Source organism: Alicyclobacillus tolerans (genome assembly GCF_900142255.1).
GTDB classification, from domain to species: Bacteria; Bacillota; Bacilli; order Alicyclobacillales; family Alicyclobacillaceae; genus Alicyclobacillus_I; species Alicyclobacillus_I tolerans.
This window is the reverse complement of the sequence record NZ_FRAF01000035.1, coordinates 1-22,487: the sequence shown is the minus strand read 5'-3', so window position 1 is coordinate 22,487 and position 22,487 is coordinate 1. Positions and strand designations below refer to the sequence as shown.

At 46.6% G+C, this 22,487-nt stretch carries 18 protein-coding genes and 1 pseudogene; 17 read left to right on the top strand and 2 right to left on the bottom strand.

Going from position 1 to position 22,487, the window contains the following annotated elements:
* The first annotated feature begins 3 nt into the window (after positions 1-3).
* The 7 genes from BUA75_RS16620 (at position 4) to BUA75_RS14445 (ending at position 7,573) form a co-directional block, all read left to right on the top strand.
* The gene (locus tag BUA75_RS16620; protein ID WP_423219861.1) at positions 4-270 is read left to right on the top strand and encodes a group II intron maturase-specific domain-containing protein; all 267 of its coding nucleotides are present in this window, start codon (positions 4-6) and stop codon (positions 268-270) included.
* 262 nt (positions 271-532) lie between these two features.
* Positions 533-1,591, top strand: a complete 1,059-nt coding sequence (locus tag BUA75_RS14470) for a LacI family DNA-binding transcriptional regulator (RefSeq protein WP_072875296.1) — start codon at positions 533-535, stop codon at positions 1,589-1,591.
* A 43-nt stretch (positions 1,592-1,634) separates the two neighbouring features.
* Positions 1,635-2,981: an ABC transporter substrate-binding protein gene (locus tag BUA75_RS14465; RefSeq protein ID WP_072875295.1), complete on the top strand. Its 1,347-nt coding sequence runs from the start codon at positions 1,635-1,637 to the stop codon at positions 2,979-2,981.
* A gap of 69 nt (positions 2,982-3,050) precedes the next feature.
* On the top strand, positions 3,051-3,998 hold the full coding sequence (locus tag BUA75_RS14460) for a carbohydrate ABC transporter permease (protein ID WP_242650345.1): 948 nt from the start codon (positions 3,051-3,053) through the stop codon (positions 3,996-3,998).
* A 2-nt stretch (positions 3,999-4,000) separates the two neighbouring features.
* Positions 4,001-4,828: a carbohydrate ABC transporter permease gene (locus BUA75_RS14455; RefSeq protein ID WP_242650344.1), complete on the top strand. Its 828-nt coding sequence runs from the start codon at positions 4,001-4,003 to the stop codon at positions 4,826-4,828.
* Between the two features lie 59 nt (positions 4,829-4,887).
* On the top strand, positions 4,888-6,585 hold the full coding sequence (locus BUA75_RS14450; protein ID WP_072875293.1) for a glycoside hydrolase family 13 protein: 1,698 nt from the start codon (positions 4,888-4,890) through the stop codon (positions 6,583-6,585).
* A 34-nt stretch (positions 6,586-6,619) separates the two neighbouring features.
* The gene (locus tag BUA75_RS14445) at positions 6,620-7,573 is read left to right on the top strand and encodes a carbohydrate kinase family protein (RefSeq protein ID WP_072875292.1); all 954 of its coding nucleotides are present in this window, start codon (positions 6,620-6,622) and stop codon (positions 7,571-7,573) included.
* A 31-nt stretch (positions 7,574-7,604) separates the two neighbouring features.
* Here the strand turns inward: BUA75_RS14445 and BUA75_RS14440 are convergent, their stop codons facing one another.
* Positions 7,605-8,063 (bottom strand): PaaI family thioesterase, encoded by a 459-nt coding sequence (locus tag BUA75_RS14440; RefSeq protein ID WP_072875291.1) that lies wholly within the window; start codon positions 8,061-8,063, stop codon positions 7,605-7,607.
* Positions 8,064-8,156: 93 nt separating this feature from the next.
* A complete protein-coding gene (locus BUA75_RS14435) occupies positions 8,157-9,404 on the bottom strand; it encodes an NAD(P)/FAD-dependent oxidoreductase (protein ID WP_072875290.1) in 1,248 nt (415 codons plus the stop codon).
* Between the two features lie 191 nt (positions 9,405-9,595).
* On the opposite strand from BUA75_RS14435, the gene BUA75_RS14430 reads away from it, so the two are divergent.
* From BUA75_RS14430 to leuD, 10 genes and pseudogenes are all read left to right on the top strand, one after another.
* The gene (locus BUA75_RS14430) at positions 9,596-10,882 is read left to right on the top strand and encodes a homoserine dehydrogenase (RefSeq protein WP_072875289.1); all 1,287 of its coding nucleotides are present in this window, start codon (positions 9,596-9,598) and stop codon (positions 10,880-10,882) included.
* 405 nt (positions 10,883-11,287) lie between these two features.
* Entirely contained in the window at positions 11,288-12,190 is a 903-nt protein-coding gene (ilvE, locus tag BUA75_RS14425) for a branched-chain-amino-acid transaminase (RefSeq protein ID WP_072875288.1), read from the top strand.
* Between the two features lie 83 nt (positions 12,191-12,273).
* A complete protein-coding gene (gene ilvD, locus BUA75_RS14420; RefSeq protein WP_072875287.1) occupies positions 12,274-13,950 on the top strand; it encodes a dihydroxy-acid dehydratase in 1,677 nt (558 codons plus the stop codon).
* 56 nt (positions 13,951-14,006) lie between these two features.
* Entirely contained in the window at positions 14,007-15,734 is a 1,728-nt protein-coding gene (ilvB, locus tag BUA75_RS14415) for a biosynthetic-type acetolactate synthase large subunit (RefSeq protein ID WP_072875286.1), read from the top strand.
* A complete protein-coding gene (gene ilvN / locus BUA75_RS14410) occupies positions 15,731-16,261 on the top strand; it encodes an acetolactate synthase small subunit (protein WP_072875285.1) in 531 nt (176 codons plus the stop codon). The genes ilvB and ilvN overlap by 4 nt, the downstream gene beginning before the upstream one ends.
* Positions 16,262-16,291: 30 nt before the next feature.
* A pseudogene (gene ilvC / locus BUA75_RS14405) lies at positions 16,292-17,341 on the top strand (ketol-acid reductoisomerase); the annotation flags it as partial.
* Positions 17,328-18,887, top strand: a complete 1,560-nt coding sequence (locus BUA75_RS14400; protein WP_072875283.1) for a 2-isopropylmalate synthase — start codon at positions 17,328-17,330, stop codon at positions 18,885-18,887. The pseudogene ilvC and the gene BUA75_RS14400, both read left to right, overlap by 14 nt.
* 14 nt (positions 18,888-18,901) lie before the next feature.
* On the top strand, positions 18,902-20,011 hold the full coding sequence (gene leuB, locus BUA75_RS14395) for a 3-isopropylmalate dehydrogenase (RefSeq protein ID WP_072875282.1): 1,110 nt from the start codon (positions 18,902-18,904) through the stop codon (positions 20,009-20,011).
* A gap of 47 nt (positions 20,012-20,058) precedes the next feature.
* On the top strand, positions 20,059-21,498 hold the full coding sequence (leuC, locus tag BUA75_RS14390; RefSeq protein WP_072875281.1) for a 3-isopropylmalate dehydratase large subunit: 1,440 nt from the start codon (positions 20,059-20,061) through the stop codon (positions 21,496-21,498).
* Complete coding sequence (gene leuD / locus BUA75_RS14385) at positions 21,476-22,081, top strand: 3-isopropylmalate dehydratase small subunit (protein WP_072875297.1); 606 nt, start codon at positions 21,476-21,478, stop codon at positions 22,079-22,081. The genes leuC and leuD overlap by 23 nt, the downstream gene beginning before the upstream one ends.
* Positions 22,082-22,487: the final 406 nt, after the last annotated feature.

The following is a 22,487-nucleotide window of genomic DNA, read 5'->3' as shown; positions in this document are numbered from 1 at the left end:
AGTGTGTTCGAGGACTTAGACAAGTGGATACGTCACCGATTGAGAATGTGCTTCCTTAAGCAATGGAAGAAACCTAAGACAAAGCGACGAAACCTCGTCGTCCTTGGGATTCCCGAGGAATGGGCAGTCCTGATAAGCGGTTCCCGCAAGGGCTACTGGAGACTCTCAAATACCCCACAAATGAATAAAGCCCTCGGTCTTGCCTATTGGCGTGACCGAGGACTGGTTAGCTTAGTTGAGCGATACGATGTGATTCGTTCCACAACATGAACCGCCGTATACCGAACGGTACGTACGGTGGTGTGAGAGGACGGGGGTTAGTCACCCCCTCCTACTCGATTGTGCAAAGCACATAGTAAATCCAAATGGATTGGAAATTTATAGTCTTGCTTTAAGGGTCTATCTGATTTAATCTATGAATACATTTTCATGAAACCGATTTATGAAAATGTATCATAACAGTTTTTGTTTGCTCACGCATTTGCTTTTATGCTGATGAACCTTGGTTGCTTATGGAAGAGAGCTGAGCTTTGTGAAAGTAACGATTCGTGATGTGGCATCTAAGGCAGGTGTCTCTGCAGCTACTGTTTCTCGCGTGCTTAATAAACCAGAATTGGTCGATCCGGAAACGAAACAAAGAGTTCAGGCTGCCATCAAAGCGCTGGATTTTCACCCAAACGCTATGGCGCGAGGACTCAGTGTATCACGCACAGATACGATTGGTTTAGTCATTCCGGGTATCAACGATCTTTTCTTCACTGAACTCTACCGCGGAATCGAAAAGGCATGCAGTGAGAACAATATGAAAATCCTGCTTTTTGACTCGCAACATTCACGTCACAGAGCTCTAGAAGGGTTTACCTTTCTGCGTCGACATCAAGTAAGCGGCATCATTTTCACCAGCAAGCTGGTCGATCAAGACTACGATGCTTTGTTTGATAGGATTGGAATTCCTGTTGCCCTTGCTTTAACGGAAGCAACGGGTCGAACGCCGTTACCAGCATTCAAAGTGGATGATGTAAGAGCCGTTTTTGATGTTGTGGCTTATCTTGTTGCACGGGGGCATCAGCGGATCGGCATGATTACAGGAGAATCTGAAGATGATCGGACTGGTTTGCTGCGCTTGGAAGGCTATCGCAGGGCAATGTTGCATTTTGGTATCGGCTACAGCGAATCGTTTGTCACTTCAGGGAATTATCGTTTTGACGGTGGATATGCAGCAATGCAGGAATTGCTCAAGCGTCAGCCGATCAATCAGTTGACAGCCATCTGCACGGCCAGTGACGAAATGGCCATTGGAGCAATGCGTTGTTTGCACGATCACGGGTTGTCTGTCCCGGACGACATGTCGGTTATTGGATTTGACGATTTGCAGATTGCACGTATGGTAATACCCTCTTTGACCACCGTTATGCAACCGTTTGAAGAAATTGGCGAACAGGTTGTGCGAGCGCTGCTGCAAAGAATTGAACAACCGTCTGAACTGCCGCGTCAAGGAACTTATTACATGCCGCATCGAATCGTTGAGCGCGAAACTGTCAAATGTTTAAATTCATCCACGTCAGAAGAGCAACTTGAGAAATGTTTTTGAAAAAGTATCCAAAGAGGGTCAGATCAAAAGGAGGAACTGAAAGATGAAGAAATTCTCCAAAGGTGCTGCGTATGCGGTTACACTCGTGATGGCAGGGGGTCTTGTAGCTGGATGCGGAACCAACAATAGTGCGGCAAACACTAGCTCCAGTACAACATCGAACACGGCTGCTACTGGTAAAACAGTCAATTTTTCTGATGCAAGCGGTACGATTGTCTGGGCTGCGCCACCGATTACGCACTCAGGTTTACGCCAGACTTTGATTAACGCGTTTGAGAAGAAATATCCCAAAATTAAAGTGGTCCTGCAAGATCAAAGCAGCGACACAGATACTAACCGCTCTTCGTTGGCTACAGCGATTGGCGGTGGTTCATCCACTCCGGATGTCTTTATGGGAGATGTGATTTGGCCTGCTCAATTTGCGGCTAATCAGTTGGCATTACCACTTTCAGATAGTCTACCTTCCTCGTTTTGGAGCCGATTCTCTCCTGGTTTGGTCAATGGCGCTACCTATCAAGGTAAAGTTTATGCTGCGCCATTTTTCGCTGATTCAGGATTTTTATACTATCGAAAAGATCTCTTACAAAAAGCTGGATTGCCTGTTCCTCAGACATGGCAGCAATTGAAGTCTGAAGCAGAAACACTGCAGAAAAAAGGTCTCGTTAAATACGGATTTGTTTGGCAGGGTGCGTCTTATGAAGGTTTGACTTGCGATTTCATGGAGTATCTGACTGATGCGGGCGGCAAGGTTTTGAATTCAAAGGGACAGCCAGTCATTGATTCTCCGCAAGCAACAAAAGCGCTGTCTTTTATGCGCGGATTAATTACCAGCGGTGTAACACCAGCTTCTGTTGTACAAATGCAAGAACCACAAGCAGAAGATGTGTTTGATCAGGGCAACGCAGCCTTTTTGCGCAACTGGTCGTACGCGTGGGATGATTCTAACAATCCTAAAAATTCGCGCGTGGCTGGTAAAGTGGGCGTAACTGTATTGCCATCCTTCCAGCCAGGTGGTGGTTACAGTACAATCGGCGGTTGGGATTTGTATGTCAATCCACATTCAAAGAATCTGAAAGCTGACTTGGCGTTTATCAATTTCATGACAGGAACGCAAGCACAGACCATTTTGGCTAAACAGTTTTCTGAAATCCCAACCAATGCTGCGGTCGCCAATAATCCTTCCGTCAAGGCGGTCAGTCCGATTTTCAATCTGATTCCTAAAACCAAATATATTGCTCGTCCTAGTCAATCACCGAATTATCCACAAGTGTCACAGGCAATCTATCAAAATGTCAATGCTGCTTTGGCTGGAAATGAATCCGTAAGTGCAGCGTTGAAAAAGGCGCAACAGCAAATTCAACAGGCACAAGGTGCCAATAGCGGTCTGTAATAAGTTTAGTAGTCAAGGGCCGGCAACGGCCCTTCTGCTATTCTATTCACGTGAAATGGGGGGATAAGTTTGGCACAAAGTGAGCAGGTCATGGGAAACGACCAAAAATGGCGAGCAGGAAGAAAATATTTTTTGCGCAGTGATCGCAATTCTGGAATTCGCATGATGGCTCCTGCTCTTTTAGTCATTCTCCTTGTGACGTTGTTTCCCATCTTGTATTCCGTGGTCATGAGTTTCAGCCATGTTGCCATTACAGATAACGGATTTCAAATTCATCTGCAAGGATTCAAGAATTACAATATCTTGATTCATTCTGGAATTTACTGGCATAGTGTTTGGTTTACAATCTATTACGCTTTAGTAACCGTTTTTGTAGAATTGGTCCTCGGTATGCTCATCGCGCTGGCTATCCATAATGTGGAACGGTTGAAAAGTGTCTCGCTTGTCGTCATGTTGATTCCCTGGTCGCTGATTACGGTAATTTCAGCAGAAATGTGGTCCTATATCTACAATGGAGTCTATGGAGTTTTGAATTATGTGCTGATTAGTTTGCACATCCTTTCTTCTCCCGTCACTTGGACTGGGCATTCTGTAACAGCTGTTATCTCGATGATGGTTGCAGATATATGGAAAACGACACCTTTTGTAGTCATTATTTTACTTGGCGGGTTACAAATGATTTCTAAAGAATATTATGAAGCTGCTTATATGGACGGAGCCAATCGTTGGCAAGTTTTTTGGAAAATAACTTTTCCGCTTTTGCGCGGCTCTATAGCATTAGCAGCTATGTTTCGCGTACTGCAAGCGTTTGGTGTCTTCGATTTGCCCTATGTATTGACAGGCGGTGGACCTGGCAGAGCAACACAATCCCTGGCTATGCTGGCTGACCAAGCACTTTTCACCAATCTTCACTTTGGACTAGGTTCTTCAGTGGCTGTCAGCACAGTGGTGATGGTGTTGGTGATTTGTCTGCTCTTTTTATCAGCATTTCGCTCGTTGGTTGAGGAGGGAGCCTGAACGTGAAAACGAAGCGTCAAGTTATCGTTGGTTATGTGGTGCTGATTTTATTTCTGGTAGCTATTCTGCTCCCTTTTTATTGGATGTTGGTCACTTCTATCAAACCCGACTTGGAAATTAGCGCTTATCCGCCTACCCTGTTTCCGCATCACTGGACATTTATTCACTATGCTACGGCTTTTCAACAAGATAATTTTGGCATATACATTCGAAATAGTGTTATTGTTGCCATTTGTTCTACATTTATTGTTCTGGCTCTCGCCAGTATGGCTGGTTTTGCTGTTGCTCGTTTGCCCATTCCTGGAAAAAAGACCGTATTAATCGCCTTGCTCATTATTTCTGTTTTTCCTGAAATTGCTGTCATTGCTCCTCTTTATGTTCTTTTACGTGATGTGAATTGGCTAAATAGCTATCAAGCGCTGATTATTCCTTACAGTGCTTTCAATATGCCTTTTGCTGTCTGGATTTTGCGCAATTATTTCTTGGAAGTCCCCGGTGCACTATTTGAAGCAGCCAAAATGGATGGTGCAAGTGTTTTTCAGACGTTTTATCGAATCTTTTTGCCGCTCACACGTCCAGGACTATTTGCTGCCGCCGTTTTCACTTTCGTTGCCTCCTGGACCGAATTCTTTATGGCGCTCGTTTTCAATTCATCCGATACGATGCGTACGATTCCAGTCGGAATCGCTCTTTTTAGCGGTCAATACAGCGAACCTTACGGAACCATCTTTGCTGGATCGGTCGTCTCCATATTACCTATCGTAATCTTGGTCATTATCTTCCGAAAGTGGATTGTATCTGGATTGACTGCTGGTGCTGTTAAAGGATAAGAGGTTTAGGCAAGGTTTAGAAAAATAAAATGTCATGTTAAAGCTGGGAGGTTCTCATTTTGCAACATCAATGGTGGAAAGAAGCTGTTGTTTATCAAATTTATCCACGTAGTTTTAAAGACTCTAACGGTGATGGAATCGGTGATTTGAACGGTATTACTGAGAAATTGGATTATCTTCAGGAACTGGGTGTGGATGTTATTTGGATTTGCCCCATTTACGCATCACCTAATGACGATAATGGTTATGATATTTCTAATTACTATGAAATCATGAAGGAGTTTGGGACCCTACAGGATTTTGAACGGATGCTGGCTGAAATACACAAGCGAGGCATGCGACTGGTTATGGATTTAGTTGTCAATCATACATCAGATGAACACGCTTGGTTTGTTGAATCACGCAAATCCAAAGATAACCCATACAGAGATTTTTACATTTGGCGTCCTGGCAAGAACGGTCGAGAGCCTAACAATTGGCTTTCTTATTTTTCGGGATCGGCATGGCAATTTGATGAAACTACGGGAGAGTATTATCTCCACTTATTCAGTCGCAAGCAGCCCGATTTAAACTGGGAAAATGATCAGTTACGCAAAGCTGTTTATGAAATGATGCGTTTCTGGCTGGACAAAGGTATTGACGGTTTCCGTATGGACGTTATCAACCATATTTCAAAAGTGCCAGGTTTGCCAGATGCTCCAAATCCCAATTCGCAAGGTTACGCATGGGGTGGAGAATTTTTTGCCAATGGTCCCCGTGTTCATGAATTCATTCAGGAGATGAACCGTGAAGTTCTAAGTCATTATGACATTATGACAGTTGGTGAAACGGGAGCTGTCACACCTCATGACGCTATTCTTTATGCAGGAGAAGACCGCCATGAGCTAAACATGGTTTTTCAGTTTGAACATACCGATTTGGATGCCGGGCCAGGCGGTAAGTGGGATGTAGTGCCTTGGAAGCTCTCGGATTTGAAAGAAGTGATGAGTCGTTGGCAGTATGAGCTTTATGGCAAGGCGTGGAACAGTCTGTATCTGAACAATCACGATCAGCCCCGTTCCGTGTCACGTTTTGGGGATGACAAAAAATACCGTGTGGAATCCGCTAAAATGTTGGCAACGTTTCTTCATTTGCAGCAGGGAACACCCTACATTTACCAGGGTGAGGAAATCGGCATGACCAATGTCGCTTTTTCTTCCATTGAAGATTATCGAGATGTTGAAATCCATAATTTATGGAGAGAACGTGTTATAGAAAGCGGTGAAGATCCAGAGCGGCTTTTACAGGCTATTCACCAAAAGGGGCGAGATAATGCGCGAACACCTATGCAATGGAATGCTGGTGAAAATGCAGGTTTTAGTACCGCAAAGCCTTGGATTCAGGTAAATCCCAATTATCGCGAAATTAATGTGGAAGCTGAACTGGCCAATCCAAATTCCATTTTCCACTATTATCAGCAGCTCATTCAGTTGCGTAAACAAAACCCATTGGTAGTGTATGGAAGGTATCAACTCATCTCTGAAGAACATCCAGATATCTATGCGTATACGCGAACGATGAACGAAAATGTCTGGCTTGTATTGTGTAATTTCTATGGTCGCGAAACAGTTTGGGAAAAGCCAAAAGAACTAGCGAGCTACCAAATTGCTGAACTGAAACTGGGTAACTATCCGATTCAGTCCACTCATCTATCGATTGACCGCATATCACTCCGCCCCTATGAGGCGTTGGTATTGGCATTGCAACCAAACTTGTGATAGCAAGCAGGCAACACAAATAGGAGGATATGCTTTGTTCGATCTCGTTGCGATTGGTGAGGTTCTGATTGACTTTCACATGCAAAAGGATGATATGTCGCCGCTTTGGGTGGGCAATGCGGGTGGGGCACCCGCGAATGTGCTTGCAGCCGCCTCCAAATTGGGGGTTTCTACTGCTTTGATTGGTGCGGTAGGGGATGATCCGTTTGGACACTCTCTTTTGCGACTGATCAATAAGCTTTCCATTGATACCCGAGCGATGAGTATATTACCTCAAGTATGGACAACACTGGCTTTTGTCTCTCTAGACAGTCAGGGAGAACGCTCATTTTCTTTTTTGCGCAATCCGGGTTCGGATACTGCCTGGCATACAACTCACATCATGAAGCAATACGCTTCTTCCTGTCGTGTCCTTCATTACGGCTCACTGACTCTGTGTGCTTCACCAGCTCGTGAGGCTCTACTAGAACTGTTGTCTTTGGCTAAAAATCAAGGAGCTGTACTCTCTTACGATCCAAATTGGCGCCCTGCTCTATGGAAAGATAAAAAAATGGGTATAGAAGCTATGCGCTTGGGATTACAATGGGCGGATGTTGTAAAAGTTGCGGAAGAAGAGGCATGTTTACTGACAGGGAAATCTCAGATAGACGAGGCTATGGAAGAGCTTGCTCATTGCGGACCAACGTGGCTGCTTATCACCGGCGGTTCCAAGGGCGCGTGGATTGTACATCGGGATGGATGGCGCCGCCATGTTCCAACAATTCCAGTACGAGTAGAGGATAGCACAGGTGCGGGAGATACATTTTTGGGCGCATTTTGGGCTGAATTATTGACGGTAATTGATGCGAAAGTATCACTGCTGACTGCACATCATGAGCAGTTAGAAAATGCCGTGCGGTTTGCCAATCGGGCTGGAGCTTATATTGCCGCTCGCTCCGGAAGTCTCTCCATTATGCCGACAAGAGAACAAATTGAAGAGCTTGGCTAAAAGAAAAGGGTGAAGCGTGTCTCCCGCGCATTTATTGGCTTTGCGCGGGGGTACTCACTTCATTCAAAATATTCTCTGATAACCCTAATTCTTCTAACTGGTCTTTAGAAAGAACCATCATTTTGGCATCAGCCGTTGCTTTAAGTTCACCTTCTGCATTATGAATGGTGGCATGCACCAAAATCAGTTTCCGGCTTTCCCTGGTTGGCGTGGCTTCTATGTAAAGTGTTTCTCCCACCCGAACCGGGGCTTTGAACGATATGTTTAATTCAGCCGTAACCGTCACTTTGCCGAGAAAAGTGGCTACATATGCACAGGCTTCATCGAGTAAAGTACTCGTAATCCCCCCGTGTTGAACGCTTGGCCAACCAGCCATTTCTTTATCTACGTAAAAAGTGGCAAAAGAGTTCGCCCGATCACGTTTTTCAAAGTGGACATGGAGTCCGCGCGGATTGTCTGCGCCGCAGACAAAACAGTATTGATTGCCCAATCTCCATCCTCTCCCTGCTTCAGGCTAGATATAGCCCACTGTATGCCGATGGGAAAAGCATACTATATCTCCGCGCGATTTCAAAAAGCGTTATCAATGTAGTCCTATTTTTTCAGCCAATTGGTAGAGGAGCTGAAACCGTCGCGCATCAAACAAATCTTCGTCGGGGTGAGATCCATCCATCAGCAATTGAGTCAGGATTTTGCCTGCCATCGTATAGTAAACTGTGCCATTACCACCGTATCCCAGCGCATAAAAACAGTTCTGGAGTTGAGGGTGGCGACCAATAAAAGGCATGCCGTCTTTACTGGTAGCAAAAACACCAGACCACTGACAAGCAACACCTATTTGCGTGTACTCAGGGAAGAGTTGTCCTAGATTGCTCTTTAACTGTGTCACTTTTTCTAACAAAACTTTGTCCCGCTCTGGATTGCGAATGGTATTTTCATCAAGCCCACCAACAAGGATACGGTTGTCTGCAGTGGTGCGCAGGTATAGATAAGGGCGTTTCGTTTCCCAAATCAAGCATCGATTCAACCATCCAGAAAAATCCGTTACAGGTTCTGTTGCAATGGTATATGTGGTTTGCAGTTTGGTACCTGATGTTTGCCAACGCTCTTCGGTCTCATAGCCACTTGCGAAAATAACATATTTACAGCGAATGCGGTGACCTTGTGAGCTATATAGAACTGGGGAACCGCGTTCTATTTTCAGGTTGACGATTTCGGTGTTTTCAAAGATACGTGTCCCTCGACTTTCTAAATGTTGAAAAATGCTGTGCGTCAATCGATAAGGATTGATTTGTGCATCTCCACCTGTCCAAAGAGCAGCAGGTTTACTGAAAGGGAAACGGGTTTCAATTTCGACCCGGGATAAAAATTCAACAGGAAATTTTTCTGCGATTAAGCAACGATATTCCTCTTCCAAACATTTAACATATTTGGATGAAGAAGCAAAATAAAGACTATCTTTAGCTGCATATTCTGTTGGGTATGGAATCTGCAAAACAAGATCGCTTAAATCAGATACAGCTTGTTGGCAGAGTCGATAAAAACGTACAGCTTTTTCTCGGCCATGAATTTCTATTAGCTTATGGAGTGGCATGTCGTTCATAAATTGTACGAGACCGGTATTGGCCTGGGTGGACCCCCGTCCCACTTGTCGTTTGTCCACAACCATACAATGAAATCCTGCTTTGCTTAAATACCACGAGCAGATAGCGCCTGCTTCACCAGCGCCCAAAACAGCAACATCGCATTCCTCATCTTGAGACAATTCAGGATAAGTTGGCGGGTTGCTATAAGTCATTGTCCATAACGTTTTGCCAGTTGTGAGGTCCATGATTTAGTTTCCTCCCAGTCTGTTGCCACGACATACAGTTTTAAATTTCCACGAAGCCTGACAGCTTATACGAGTTCGTCTGCACAGGAATAGGGTCTTGTTCAAGTGTTCAGATTTTTCCTTGACAGCTTGAAGTTCGCATTGTATAACTAGCTAAATCTCACTGGTAGAGAAAGAAGGAGAAGAGAAAATTGACAATTGCTCTAGGAGTATTAGGGTGTGGAACTGTAGGACAAGGAACTGTGCTCCTGGCGCATCGCCGTGCTGAGAAAATTCAACATTTGACAGGCTTCCGACCTTACGTCAAAAGAATTTTGGTAAGAGATTTAGAAAAAACGCGATCGCCCGAAATTGACCGTAGTAAATTGACTAATCAAGCTTATGATATTTTGGACGACCCAGAAATTCAGGTGATTGTGGAGACGATAGGTGGAATTGAGCCAGCACGTACCTATATCCTCGAGGCCTTGCGTCGTGGGAAACATGTGGTGACAGCCAATAAAGATTTAATTGCGCTATATGGTACCGAAATTCTTAAAGTTGCCAATGATGTTGGCGTTGAAGTTCTGTATGAAGCTGCAGTAGGTGGCGCCATACCGCTCGTAGGACCTTTGCAAGAGAATTTGACGGCCAATGAAGTGACGGATTTAAAAGGCATTATTAATGGCACAACAAATTTTATATTGACTCAAATGAGCGAAACAGGAGCAGAATTTGCAGATGCCTTAGCCGAGGCGCAAGCACTCGGATATGCTGAGGCGGATCCCTCCAGTGACATTGATGGTTTGGATGCTGCTCGGAAATTGACGATTTTGGCCTCCATTGCATTTCATGCCCGTGTGGAACTGGCTGATGTTCAAGTCGAAGGGATACGCCATATCACCGCGCGTGATGTCCAGTATGCGCGCGAATTGGGGTGTGTAGTCAAATTATTGGCGAGTGGAACCGATCGCAACGGACGGCTGTCCTTGCGTGTGCGACCGACACTTATTCCGCTTGCTCATCCGCTGGCTCATGTCAGCAATAGTTACAATGCGCTTTTTGTGCGTGGGGACGCAGCTGGAGATTTGATGTTTTTTGGGCGGGGGGCTGGTTCCATGCCCACTGCTAGTGCGGTCGTAGGGGATATTATCTCGTTGCTGCGCAATATTCGCCTTGGTGTAGCCGGATCGCCCGAAAATCGTCTCTATTTGCAAAAACGTGTGGTTCCTGATGAGATGCTCTACCAACACTATGTTCGTTTTTCAGTATCTGACAAACCTGGAGTCTTTGCACGCATTGCTCAGCTTTTTGGCGACGCTGGCATCAGTATGGAAACCGTTCTGCAAAAACGAGTGGAGCAAGGGCAGGCGGAGATTGTGGTCGTTACGCATAGTATTCCCGCCCATCGTATGGATGAACTTTGCGATGCGCTAGCGCAAGTTCAGCAAGTACAGAAAGTGGCTTGTGTCATGCCGCTGGAAGCATTGAGTGAGTAAGATGGCTGTATGGAATATCGGCAGTGCATGGTATTCATCCGTGAATGAAAAATAAGCAACTAAGACTTAAGACGGCTCCCTGTAAAAGGGGCCGTTTTTCGATGACAAAAATAATTTATAAAATCTGAAAACTTCAATAACCATCTGAAAGTAAACGCTTTCTAAATTTTCGGAGAAAACGTTTACATGGCTAAAATGGCACATTCGTCGCGTTGACAGTGTAAAAATCCCATACTAAAATGACCAACAAGCCTTTATTTGAACGAGAATTCCGAATCCTTCTACACCTCTTCTGAGCGCATCAAAGCAAAGAAGATTGAAAATTCAAAATTAAGGTTTCGAGAATGCTCACTTTCTACGGATTCTATACAAATTGGCAAAGGGAATTTCGGGAGGAGAGATTTTATGGAGCAGTGGATATTTCGTAATGGACAGTTTGTTGACAGAGATTCGGCCACTGTATCAGTGTTCGATCACGGTTTACTCTACGGCGATGGAATATTTGAAGGTATTCGAGCATATTCGGGTAACCTTTTTCGCCTTCGTGAGCATTTGTTGCGTCTCTATGCATCGGCCAAGTCCATTCTCCTAGAAATTCCTTATTCTTTGGATGAAATGATGGAAATAGTCGCCGGAACTGTGCGCCGGAATTTGTTGAATGACGCTTACATCAGGCTGGTAGTCACCAGAGGCATGGGTGATTTGGGACTGGATCCCAAAAAATGCCCAACTGCAGAAGTCATCGTCATTGCTGAACAATTGAACATGTTTGCCCCTGAACTTTATACACGGGGAATTGAGGTTATCTGTGCTGCTACGAGACGCAATCGTTCCGACGTGCTCAGTCCAAAGGTCAAAAGTCTCAATTATCTGAACAATATATTGGTAAAGCTAGAAGCGCATGCTGCTGGCGTAAATGAAGCGCTTGTCTTGAACAGTGAGGGCTATGTTGTGGAAGGTTCGGGTGAGAATGTCTTCCTGGTTCGAGACGGAGTGGTTTACACACCGCCTACGTACTTAGGAGCTTTGGAAGGTATCACACGCCAAGCCGTCTTGGAAATCGCGCAAGAACTGCATATTGAAACACGTGAAGAACCATTTACGCGCCATGATGTGTATGTGGCGGACGAAATTTTCCTGACGGGAACGGCGGCAGAGATGGTCCCTGTCATCAAAGTGGACGGCAGAGTCATTGGGAGTGGTCTACCGGGTGAGGTGACTCGTCAATTGCATCGAGTTTTTCAAGAACGTACGAAAACAGACGGCTATGCGGTTTATGCTCCTCATGCTGTTTCTGAGGGAGCTTAACTTTTGAGTAAGATGGTTGACCAAAGATGGACAGGAGTTGTCGATTTATTTGAAACAATGCCATAGGAGGTGCAAAGAACAAGATGCGCAGTGACAACATCAAAAAAGGACCAGATCGTGCCCCGCATCGCAGCTTGCTCTATGCTACCGGAGTTAGGCCAACCGACTTGCCTAAACCGTTTATTGGAGTCTGTAATTCCTATGTTGATATCATTCCTGGCCACAGGCATTTAGCTGAGATTGGACAACTGGTGAAAGAAGCTATACGCGAGGCGGGAGGAGTGCCCTTCGAATTCAATACGATTGGTGTTGACGATGGGATTGCCATGGGACATGTTGGCATGCGCTACTCCTTGCCAAGTCGTGAATTGATTGCTGATTCGGCAGAAACTATGATTCAGGCGCATTGGTTTGATGGAGTCTTTTTCTTGCCCAATTGCGACAAAATTACACCAGGAATGCTTATGGCTGCTGTTCGTACAAACGTTCCCTGTGTGTTTGTTTCTGGCGGTCCTATGGAGGCGGGAAAATCAAGGTTGACGGGAAAACCACTCTCATTAACGTCAGTTTTTGAAGGAGTTGGCGGCTATCAGGCAGGGCGTATCAGTTTGGCCGAATTGCAAGATTTGGAAGAAAATGCTTGCCCTACCTGTGGTTCTTGCTCAGGAATGTTTACCGCCAATTCCATGAACTGCATTATGGAAATGCTCGGTTTGGCGCTTCCTGGAAATGGGACGTTGGTAGCCACGGCAGAAGAACGTAAAAACTTGTTTCGTGAAGCTGCCGAACACTTGCTGCGGATGGTTCGAGAAGATATCCGGCCACGCGACATCGTTACGCCAGAAGCGATTGATGATGCTTTTGCCCTCGATATGGCTATGGGTGGTTCCACCAACACCGTACTTCATTTAATGGCTATTGCTCATGAAGCTGGGATTAATTACCCTCTAGCCCGGATTAATCAAATTGCCCAACGAGTTCCTTATCTTGCCAAAATTTCCCCGGCTTCCGATTTCAGTATTCAAGATGTCCATGAAGCTGGTGGAGTGTCAGCCATCATCCGCGAACTTTGCCAAATTCCCGGAGCGATTCATCCAGAGCGGATTACTGTCAGCGGTCAAACGCTGGGTGAACAAGTGAAGAACGCAACGATTCGGCGTCCTGAAGTGATTCGTAGTATAGAGAATCCTTATAGTCCGGTAGGCGGTCTCTCTATACTTTATGGCAATCTTGCTCCAGATGGCAGCGTTCTAAAAGTGGGTGCGGTCGATCCCGATATTCAGGTGTTTGAGGGTGAGGCTATTATTTATCACTCTCAGGAAGAAGCAAGCTCTGGTATTGAGCGAGGCGAGGTGCAGCCAGGCCATGTTGTGGTCATTCGCTATGAAGGACCCAAAGGAGGACCCGGGATGCCTGAGATGCTTTCACCCACATCCGCGATTGTCGGACGTGGTCTTGGCCGAGAGGTAGCCTTGGTGACGGATGGTAGATTTTCTGGTGCTACGAGAGGTATTTGTGTTGGCCATATCTCACCGGAAGCGGCGCTCGGAGGACCGATTGCCTATGTACAGGAAGGAGATCGAATTCGTATTGACATTGTCAATCGCAGCATTACCCTGCTTGTCACAGAAGATGAATTAGAGCGTAGATATCAACAGCCAGTTGCTTCTCCACAGCGTGAATTATCTGGCTATTTACGAAGATATGCTCAATTGGTTACATCATCCAATACAGGTGCAGTTTTATCAAGCAGCAGCTAAGCAGTCATCTTGTCAACTCTCAAGCAAAATCATCGACCAGATAGGAGGGGGAGAACATGGACAAATTCGCTGTGGACGGCAGTTCAGCCAAAGTGGCGTCAAGTTGTATGATGTCGGGTGCACAAATTCTCGTCGAGTCTCTGCGCAGGGAAAACGTCGATTTAATGTTTGGTTATCCAGGTGGCGCCGTTTTACCACTTTACGATGCTCTCTATCAATGCGGCATTCGTCATGTGCTGACACGCCATGAACAGGGAGCCATTCATATGGCTGAAGGTTACGCGCGTGTGACTGGCCGGCCCGGCGTGGTCATTGCTACGTCGGGACCGGGAGCAACCAATCTAGTGACAGGTCTGGCAGATGCCATGATGGACTCCCTGCCCATCGTAGCCATCACCGGTCAAGTTTCTACCGAAGTCATTGGCACAGACGCTTTTCAGGAAACATCGATTATTGGCATATCTACTCCTATTACGAAACACAATTATCAAGTTCGACATGTCGATGAACTCTCGCAAGTCATTCGGGAATCGTTTCATATTGCTTCCACCGGCCGGCCTGGACCCGTTTTGATTGATATACCCAAAAATGTTGCTGTCTCGCTGGGACGTTTGGATGATGGTGGACCGCTCAGCTTACCGGGCTATCAACCGAATCTGGAACCTAATCTATTGCAACTCAAGCGTATTATAGAAGGCTTGGCTGAAGCAGAGCGTCCCTTATTGCTGGTCGGTGCAGGTGTTCTGCATGCCAAAGCCCATCGCGAATTGTTGCAATTTGCTGAAGTGTACCAATTGCCGGTCGTCAGTACATTGCTCGGTCTTGGGGCGTTTCCTGGCACTCATCCACAGTTTCTTGGCATGGCAGGTATGCATGGGTCTTACGCAGCCAACCAAGCGCTCTATGAAACTGATTTTCTTATCAATATTGGCTCTCGATTTGACGACCGATTAACCGGAAATGTACGGCATTTTGCACCCAATGCCACGATTGTGCATATCGACATTGATCCAGCCGAGATCGGAAAAAACATTCGTACACATATTCCGGTGGTGGCAGATGCCAAGCGAGCTTTGATGGGATTATTGCGTATGGGACAGGAAGTGAAAGACTTTGCTCAGTGGAAAGAACGTGTTTATGGGAATAAACGTGAATTCCCGTTTTGGTATGTGCCAGAGGCGGATATAATCAAACCTCAGGCTGTCTTGCAGCAACTTTACAAGTTGACGGATGGGGACGCTATTGTTGTAACAGATGTTGGTCAACATCAGATGTGGGCGGCTCAGTTTTACACCTTCCAAAATCCGGATTGCTGGGTGACCTCGGGTGGATTAGGAACCATGGGTTTTGGATTGCCTGCAGCGATTGGCGCGCAGTTTGGCAAACCAGACAAAACGGTTCTAGCCGTACTGGGCGATGCGGGATTTCAAATGACACTACAGGAACTCTCTGTCGTGGTAGAAGCAAAATTGCCAATCAAAATGATGATTGTCAACAACGGTTCACTCGGCATGGTTCGTCAGTGGCAAGAACTTTTTTACAATGAGCGCTATTCTGAATCGCTTCTGGTCTCTCAGCCTGATTACGTCAAACTTGCTGATGCGTATGGTATACCCGCTTATCGTGTAGAAAAAGCGTCAGAGTTATCCAGGGTACTCCTTGCAGCAGTTGAGGAACCTGGCCCGGTGCTTGTGGATTGTCGTGTAGCAGCGTTGGAAAACGTCTATCCCATGATTGCTCCTGGCAAAGGACTGCACGAGATGGTAGGGGTGGTGCCGCTGTGAATCGTATTCTTTCCGTTCTTGTCAACAATCGGGCGGGTGTTTTACACCGTGTCACAGCTCTTTTTTTACGAAAAGGTTTTAATATCCAGAATATTACAGTTGGTTCCACTGAGTTAGAAAATCAATCTCGCATGACCATTGTGCTTTCTGAAACGGATGAAGTAACTGTGGAGCAGGTCATGAAGCAACTACACAAACAAATTGATGTGTTGAAAGTAAGCGATTTGACAGAAGAACCTATAGTGGCCAGAGAATTGGTGCTTCTTCAAGTCAATAGTCCATTGAATAGTCGCTCGACGCTTATCACGCTGATCGATCCATTCCGTGCGCGAATTTTAGATGTAGGTAGGGACACGGTGATGATTGAAGCGGTTGGTAAACCTGAGAAAGTAGATGCCCTGATTGCGCTTCTTCGCCCTTATGGGATTTTGCAATTGGCACGTACGGGTGTGACGGCTTTGACTCGCGATAGTCAGACGACCCAAGAAATTGCTCGTCTGATGCGCTCCAATGCTCTCAACCTTTAGAAATATAGCGAAACAAACCTAAATTCTTGGGAGGAATGGATAATGGCTACCATTTATTACGATCATGATATCTCACTACAGGCGTTGGAGGATAAGACGGTTGCAGTGATTGGTTATGGTTCTCAAGGGCACGCTCATGCACAAAATTTGCGCGATAGTGGGGTGCATACAATTGTGGGGGTTCGCCGGGGAGCTTCGTTTCAACAGGCTGAAGAGGATGGATTTGCTGTATTTGATGTAGCCAGTGCAGTGGAGCAGGCAGATGTGGTGATGTTGCTTTTACCTGATGAGCGTCAGCCAGAAGTCTACCGTCAGGAAATTTTGCCGCATTTGCGACCTGGCGCGGCGCTCGCTTTTGCTCACGGCTTTAACATTCATTTTTCTCAAGTCGTTCCTCCAGTAGGCGTGGATGTGTTTATGGTGGCTCCTAAAGGTCCAGGCCATCTGGTACGACGCGTTTTTGCTGCGGGTGGAGGCGTACCTGCTCTGGCTGCCGTCGAACAAGATGCGACAGGTCAGGCTTGGCCTTTGGCGTTGGCTTATGCCAAAGCCATTGGAGCCGGGCGAGCGGCGGTACTCACCACCAGTTTTCAGGAAGAAACAGAAACTGATTTGTTTGGCGAACAGGCTGTGCTGTGTGGAGGACTTTCTGCGCTGGTCAAGGCAGGTTTTGATACGCTCACAGAAGCCGGCTATCAACCAGAAGTTGCCTATTTCGAATGTCTTCACGAGTTAAAACTGATTGTCGACTTGATGTATGAGGGTGGTTTAGCTTACATGCGTTACTCCATTTCCGATACAGCAGAATGGGGAGACTTTAACGCTGGACCACGACTTGTCAATGATGCTGTTAAGGCGGAAATGAAAAAAATTCTCCGTGAAATTCAGCAAGGTGTTTTTGCTAAAGGATGGATTTTGGAAAACCAATCTAATCGCCCTGTTTTCAACGCGCTGCGCAGACGTGAGCGTGAACAACCCATTGAAGTGGTTGGGCGCCGTTTACGAGAAATGATGCCTTTCATTCAGTCACCAGAACAGCGTGCTAAACAGCAGGGGGTGGCCGTTCATGCGAAAGCTTGAAGTGTTTGATACGACATTGCGAGATGGTGAACAGTCGGCTGGTGTGAACCTGCATCGTCATGAAAAACTGGAAATCGCGTTACAGTTGGAGCGTTATGGAGTAGATGTGATGGAAGCCGGTTTTCCGGCTTCTTCACAAGGCGATTTTCTCGCTGTGCAGGAAATTGCCAAGCGCGTTCGCAATGTTTCCGTCTGTGGACTGGCCAGAGCCCATGTCAGCGACATTGACGCTGCCTGGGAAGCACTAAAAGAGGCTGTTGAACCGCGTTTACACATTTTTCTTGCTACTTCCCCTATTCATATGGAACATAAGCTTCGTATGACACCCGATCAAGTGGTTGAAGCGGCAGTAAGCTCTGTTCGTTATGCTGCTGCCAAATTCCCTGTGGTAGAGTGGTCGGCCGAGGACGCTACACGCAGTGAATGGACCTTTCTAGCCCGGATTATCACAGCGGTAATTGATGCTGGTGCGAAAGTTATCAATCTCCCAGACACAGTGGGCTACAGCACACCAGCCGAATATGTAGCTATGTTTCAGTACCTCAGAGAGAATGTTCCCAATGCTCATTGTGTCAAATTTTCCGCACACTGTCATGACGATCTCGGTTTAGCAGTTGCTAACTCCCTGGCGGCCATTGCTTCCGGAGTCGAACAGATTGAGGGTACCATCAACGGAATTGGTGAACGCGCCGGTAATGCTGCTTTAGAAGAAATTCTCACAGCCCTGGTCATTCGACGGGACTGGTATGAAGTAGAGACAAACATCGAACTGGCACAGACAGCCCTGACTTCTAAACTGGTCAGCAAACTGACAGGTATCTCGGTTCCTCCCAACAAGGCAGTAGTTGGCGGCAACGCATTCGCTCATGAATCAGGCATTCATCAAGATGGAGTCTTGAAGAATACGTTGACTTACGAAATTATCCGTCCAGAGATGGTTGGCTATGGGTCAAACAAAATGGTGTTGGGAAAACATTCGGGTCGCCATGCTTTTCGAGAAAAATGTATGGAACTGGGCATTCTTCTTGAGGAGGAACAGTTTAACGCACTGTTCAACGCATTCAAATCTTTAACTGATCATAAAAAAGAAGTGACGGACGACGATATCCTCGCTTTGCTTTTAGAGAGTGGCCAGCAGGAAATGATTCAGCAATATCATTTGGATTTTCTGCACGTTACGTATATGGAAGATAAAACCACGACTGCTCTGGGTGTGCGTTTATCCAATGGAGAAAGTGTCAGAGAAGTTGCCACTGGTAATGGAACAGTGGAAGCTATCTTCAACACTGTTGAAAGAATTGTAGCCGGATCGGCACGAGAAAACATGTGTTTGCTCGACTATCGCATACAATCGACGACGGGTGGTCAGGATGCGTTGGCTGAAGTTTATGTAAAAGTGCAGTTAGGCAATCAGGCAGGTGCAGGCAGGGGATTGGACAATGATGTGCTGGCTGCTTCAGCCAAGGCGTTCCTTGACGCTATCAATCGTATTCATCTGAAATCACAGCTTGAACAAAATGTATTAGCTCTAACTGCGGAGAGATAAGGAGGGACGCAAGCATGCAGTATCGACTTGCCGTATTGCCAGGGGATGGCATTGGCCGTGAGGTGACAAGTGCCGCGTTAACAGTTCTGAAAAAAATCGAATCTCTCTTTTCTTTTTCAACAGAAGTAGAAGAAGCGGATATTGGTGGTGCAGCTATTGACCGGTTCGGACATCCCTTGCCACAGCGTACAGTGGAAATCTGCCAAGCAAGTGATGCGGTGCTGCTCGGTGCTGTTGGCGGACCAAAATGGGATAATTTACCTGGAGATCTTCGTCCGGAAGCGGGTCTTTTAGGGCTGCGCAAGACATTGCAGGTTTTTGCTAACTTGCGGCCTATCCGTGTCTTCCCAGAATTAATGGATGCTTCTCCGCTTAAACGTGAAGTGGTGGAAGGCAGTCATTTTATCATCGTGCGCGAGTTGACGGGTGGACTTTACTTTGGAGAACCCAAAGAGCGTCGCCAGACAGCCAACGGTTTGGAAGTGGTCGATACACTTCATTACACAGAGGATGAGATTGAACGCATTGTTCGAGTGGCATTTGATTTGGCGACGAAACGTCGCGGTCATCTGACCTCAGTGGATAAAGCGAATGTTTTGGAGAGCAGTCGAGTATGGCGGGAAGTCGTTCAGCGAGTGGCTTTAGATTATCCGCAAGTCCAGGTTCATCATCAATTGGTGGACTCCGCAGCTATGATGATGGTGCAAAAGCCAACATTTTTTGATGTGGTGGTTACGGAAAATTTATTTGGCGACATTCTCAGCGATGAAGCAGCGGTTATCACGGGTTCGCTCGGCATGCTTCCCTCTGCGTCGCTTTCCTCGAGGGGTCCAGGGTTATACGAGCCTGTTCACGGAAGCGCTCCAGATATTGCTGGACAGAATCGAGCAAACCCATTGGCCACATTACTTTCTTTGTCCATGCTTCTCGAACATAGTTTTTCTCAGCATGAAGCAGCAAGCGTTTTAGAAAAGTCTGTATTATCAGTGATTTCGCAAGGATATAGAACGGCAGATCTTGCTGGTCGCCATCATCAGGCGTTGTCGACGACGGAAATGACTGAACGAGTATTGGCTGCATTGGAAGATCAGGTCGGATGCCAGACTATGAAATCCGCGCAGTAGATGGGAGAAAACTTCACATGTTTTGCAGAGTGAGGAGGAAGGAATATATGCCCAAAACGCTGTTTGATAAAGTTTGGGATCAGCACGTGGTTACAGAATTAGAGAATGGACAAACTCTTCTCTACATTGACTTGCATCTCGTTCATGAAGTGACTTCACCACAAGCCTTTGCTGGCTTGCGGGAAGCGGGTCGGCGTGTGCGGCGTCCAGATTTGACCTACGCCACGATGGATCACAATGTTCCAACGGACAATCCGCATCATGTTGTAGATTTGATAGCCAAAAAACAGTTGGAGACGCTGGCTGAGAACTGTCGGGATTTTGGTATTCGCTTGGCCGATCTCGATTCTCCCCATCAGGGGATTGTTCACGTTATTGGTCCGGAGCTAGGGCTCACTTTACCAGGCAAGACGATTGTTTGCGGTGATAGTCATACTTCGACTCATGGTGCATTTGGTGCCATCGCTTTTGGCATCGGAACCAGTGAGGTGGAACATGTTTTGGCAACACAATGTCTTTGGCAAGCGCGGCCAAAAACATTGAAGGTAGAGTTAACAGGGCGACTACAACCGGGAGTTTTTGCAAAAGATGTGATTCTCGCCTTGATTGCCAAGTATGGGGTTGGTTTTGGCACAGGTTACGCCATTGAGTTTGCAGGTGATTTTGTACGTGGCTTGTCCATGGAGGGACGCATGACACTCTGCAATATGAGTATTGAAGCTGGGGCACGTGCAGGATTGATTGCGCCAGATGAAGTGACTTTTGCTTATCTGCAAAATCGTCCGCACGCCCCGCGCGGTGCAGAATGGGAGGAATGTTTGCGACTGTGGCGTGAATTGTCAAGTGATGAAGGTGCTGTGTACAACAAAGTTGTACAAATGGATGTCAGTTTATTAGAGCCGCAAGTCACGTGGGGAACAAATCCATCTATGGGCGGCTCGGTGCACAGCCTATTACCTGAAGTAGCAGCGCCAAATTCTGCGTTTTCTCAACAAGATTTGCAGAATGCCTACGCTTACATGGGACTTTCTCCGGGAATGAGTATGCTCGGTGTACCCGTTCAGCATGTATTTATCGGTTCTTGTACTAATGGCAGAATTGAAGATTTGCGTCTGGCTGCAGCATTGGTTGAAGGCAGGCGTGTAGCGTCCCATGTGCGTGCCTTAGTAGTACCGGGTTCGAAACAAGTCAAACAGCAGGCGGAAGAGGAGGGCCTGGATAAAATCTTTCAAGCGGCAGGCTTTGAATGGCGGGAGCCAGGCTGCAGTATGTGCTTGGGTATGAATCCCGATCTCGTTCCTGCCGGTGAACGCTGTGCCTCCACGTCCAATCGAAATTTTGAAGGTCGTCAAGGTCGCCAGGCGCGTACGCATCTTGTTTCTCCCGCGATGGCAGCCGCTGCCGCTATTGCCGGGGAATTTGTAGATGTTCGCGAATGGATGCAAGGAAAGGAGTTGAATCGTGTTGGAAGCATTCAACCAGCATAGAGGTAAGGTTGCTGTACTGCCAAACGCAAACGTCGATACCGATCAGATCATTCCAAAACAGTTTTTAAAACGCATTGAGAAGAGCGGTTTTGGTGATGTTCTCTTTTATGATTGGCGTTACGATGAAAAGGGTCAGCCGCGTCCCGAGTTTGTTCTCAATCATCCTGAATCCCAGGGAGCGAGTATTTTGCTTGCTGGTGACAATTTTGGTTGTGGAAGTTCACGAGAACACGCTGTTTGGGCATTGCGTGATTACGGTTTTCGGGCTATATTGGCTCGTTCTTTTGCAGATATTTTTTACAACAACTGCTTTAAAAATGGCGTTCTTCCGGTCGTTCTTAGTGAAGAAGCTTGGGACGGTCTGGAGCCTATCCGTCAAGGTGTACTGAGAGAATTGGAAGTCGATTTGCCGGGAGAAGTCATTCGTTTACCGGATGGCAAATCCTTTTCCTTCACACTTGCGGCTCATGCGAAAATGATGCTCATGGAAGGGTTGGACGATGTTGGCGTCACCTTGCGCCATCAGCAAAAAATTGATCGTTATGAACTGTATCATCGAGTTGCCTATCAACGGGTCTATTGAAAAAATCAATAGTTTGAAATGGGATTGCCGTGCAACCTCAATTTGATTGGGGATTGCACGGTTTTGTGCGCCCGGCATGGGCGTTGTCTCTACGGTGAGAGTCCGGAATGGTGAAGGTAGCAGTAGCCATTAGCTTAAGCCAAGGGTGTCCACCGTGAGGTGGAATCTGAAGGAAGGCGGCGGCAAACCTCCGACCCGAGGTTCACGAACTCCAATCGAGGCTAGCGACAGTTGGGTGAGTCTGCAAAACAAGACAAAGCCCTTGCTACCGAAGGCTGTCGAGAGTAAATGGAGCGGGTAGATGGAGGGAAAGACAACGTTCTTACCCGGGGAGGTCTGTCCGGCACGCCAGCGATGCTGGTAAGCGTTTCTGAAAGGAAACGTTGAACGGACAGAAGTCAGCAGA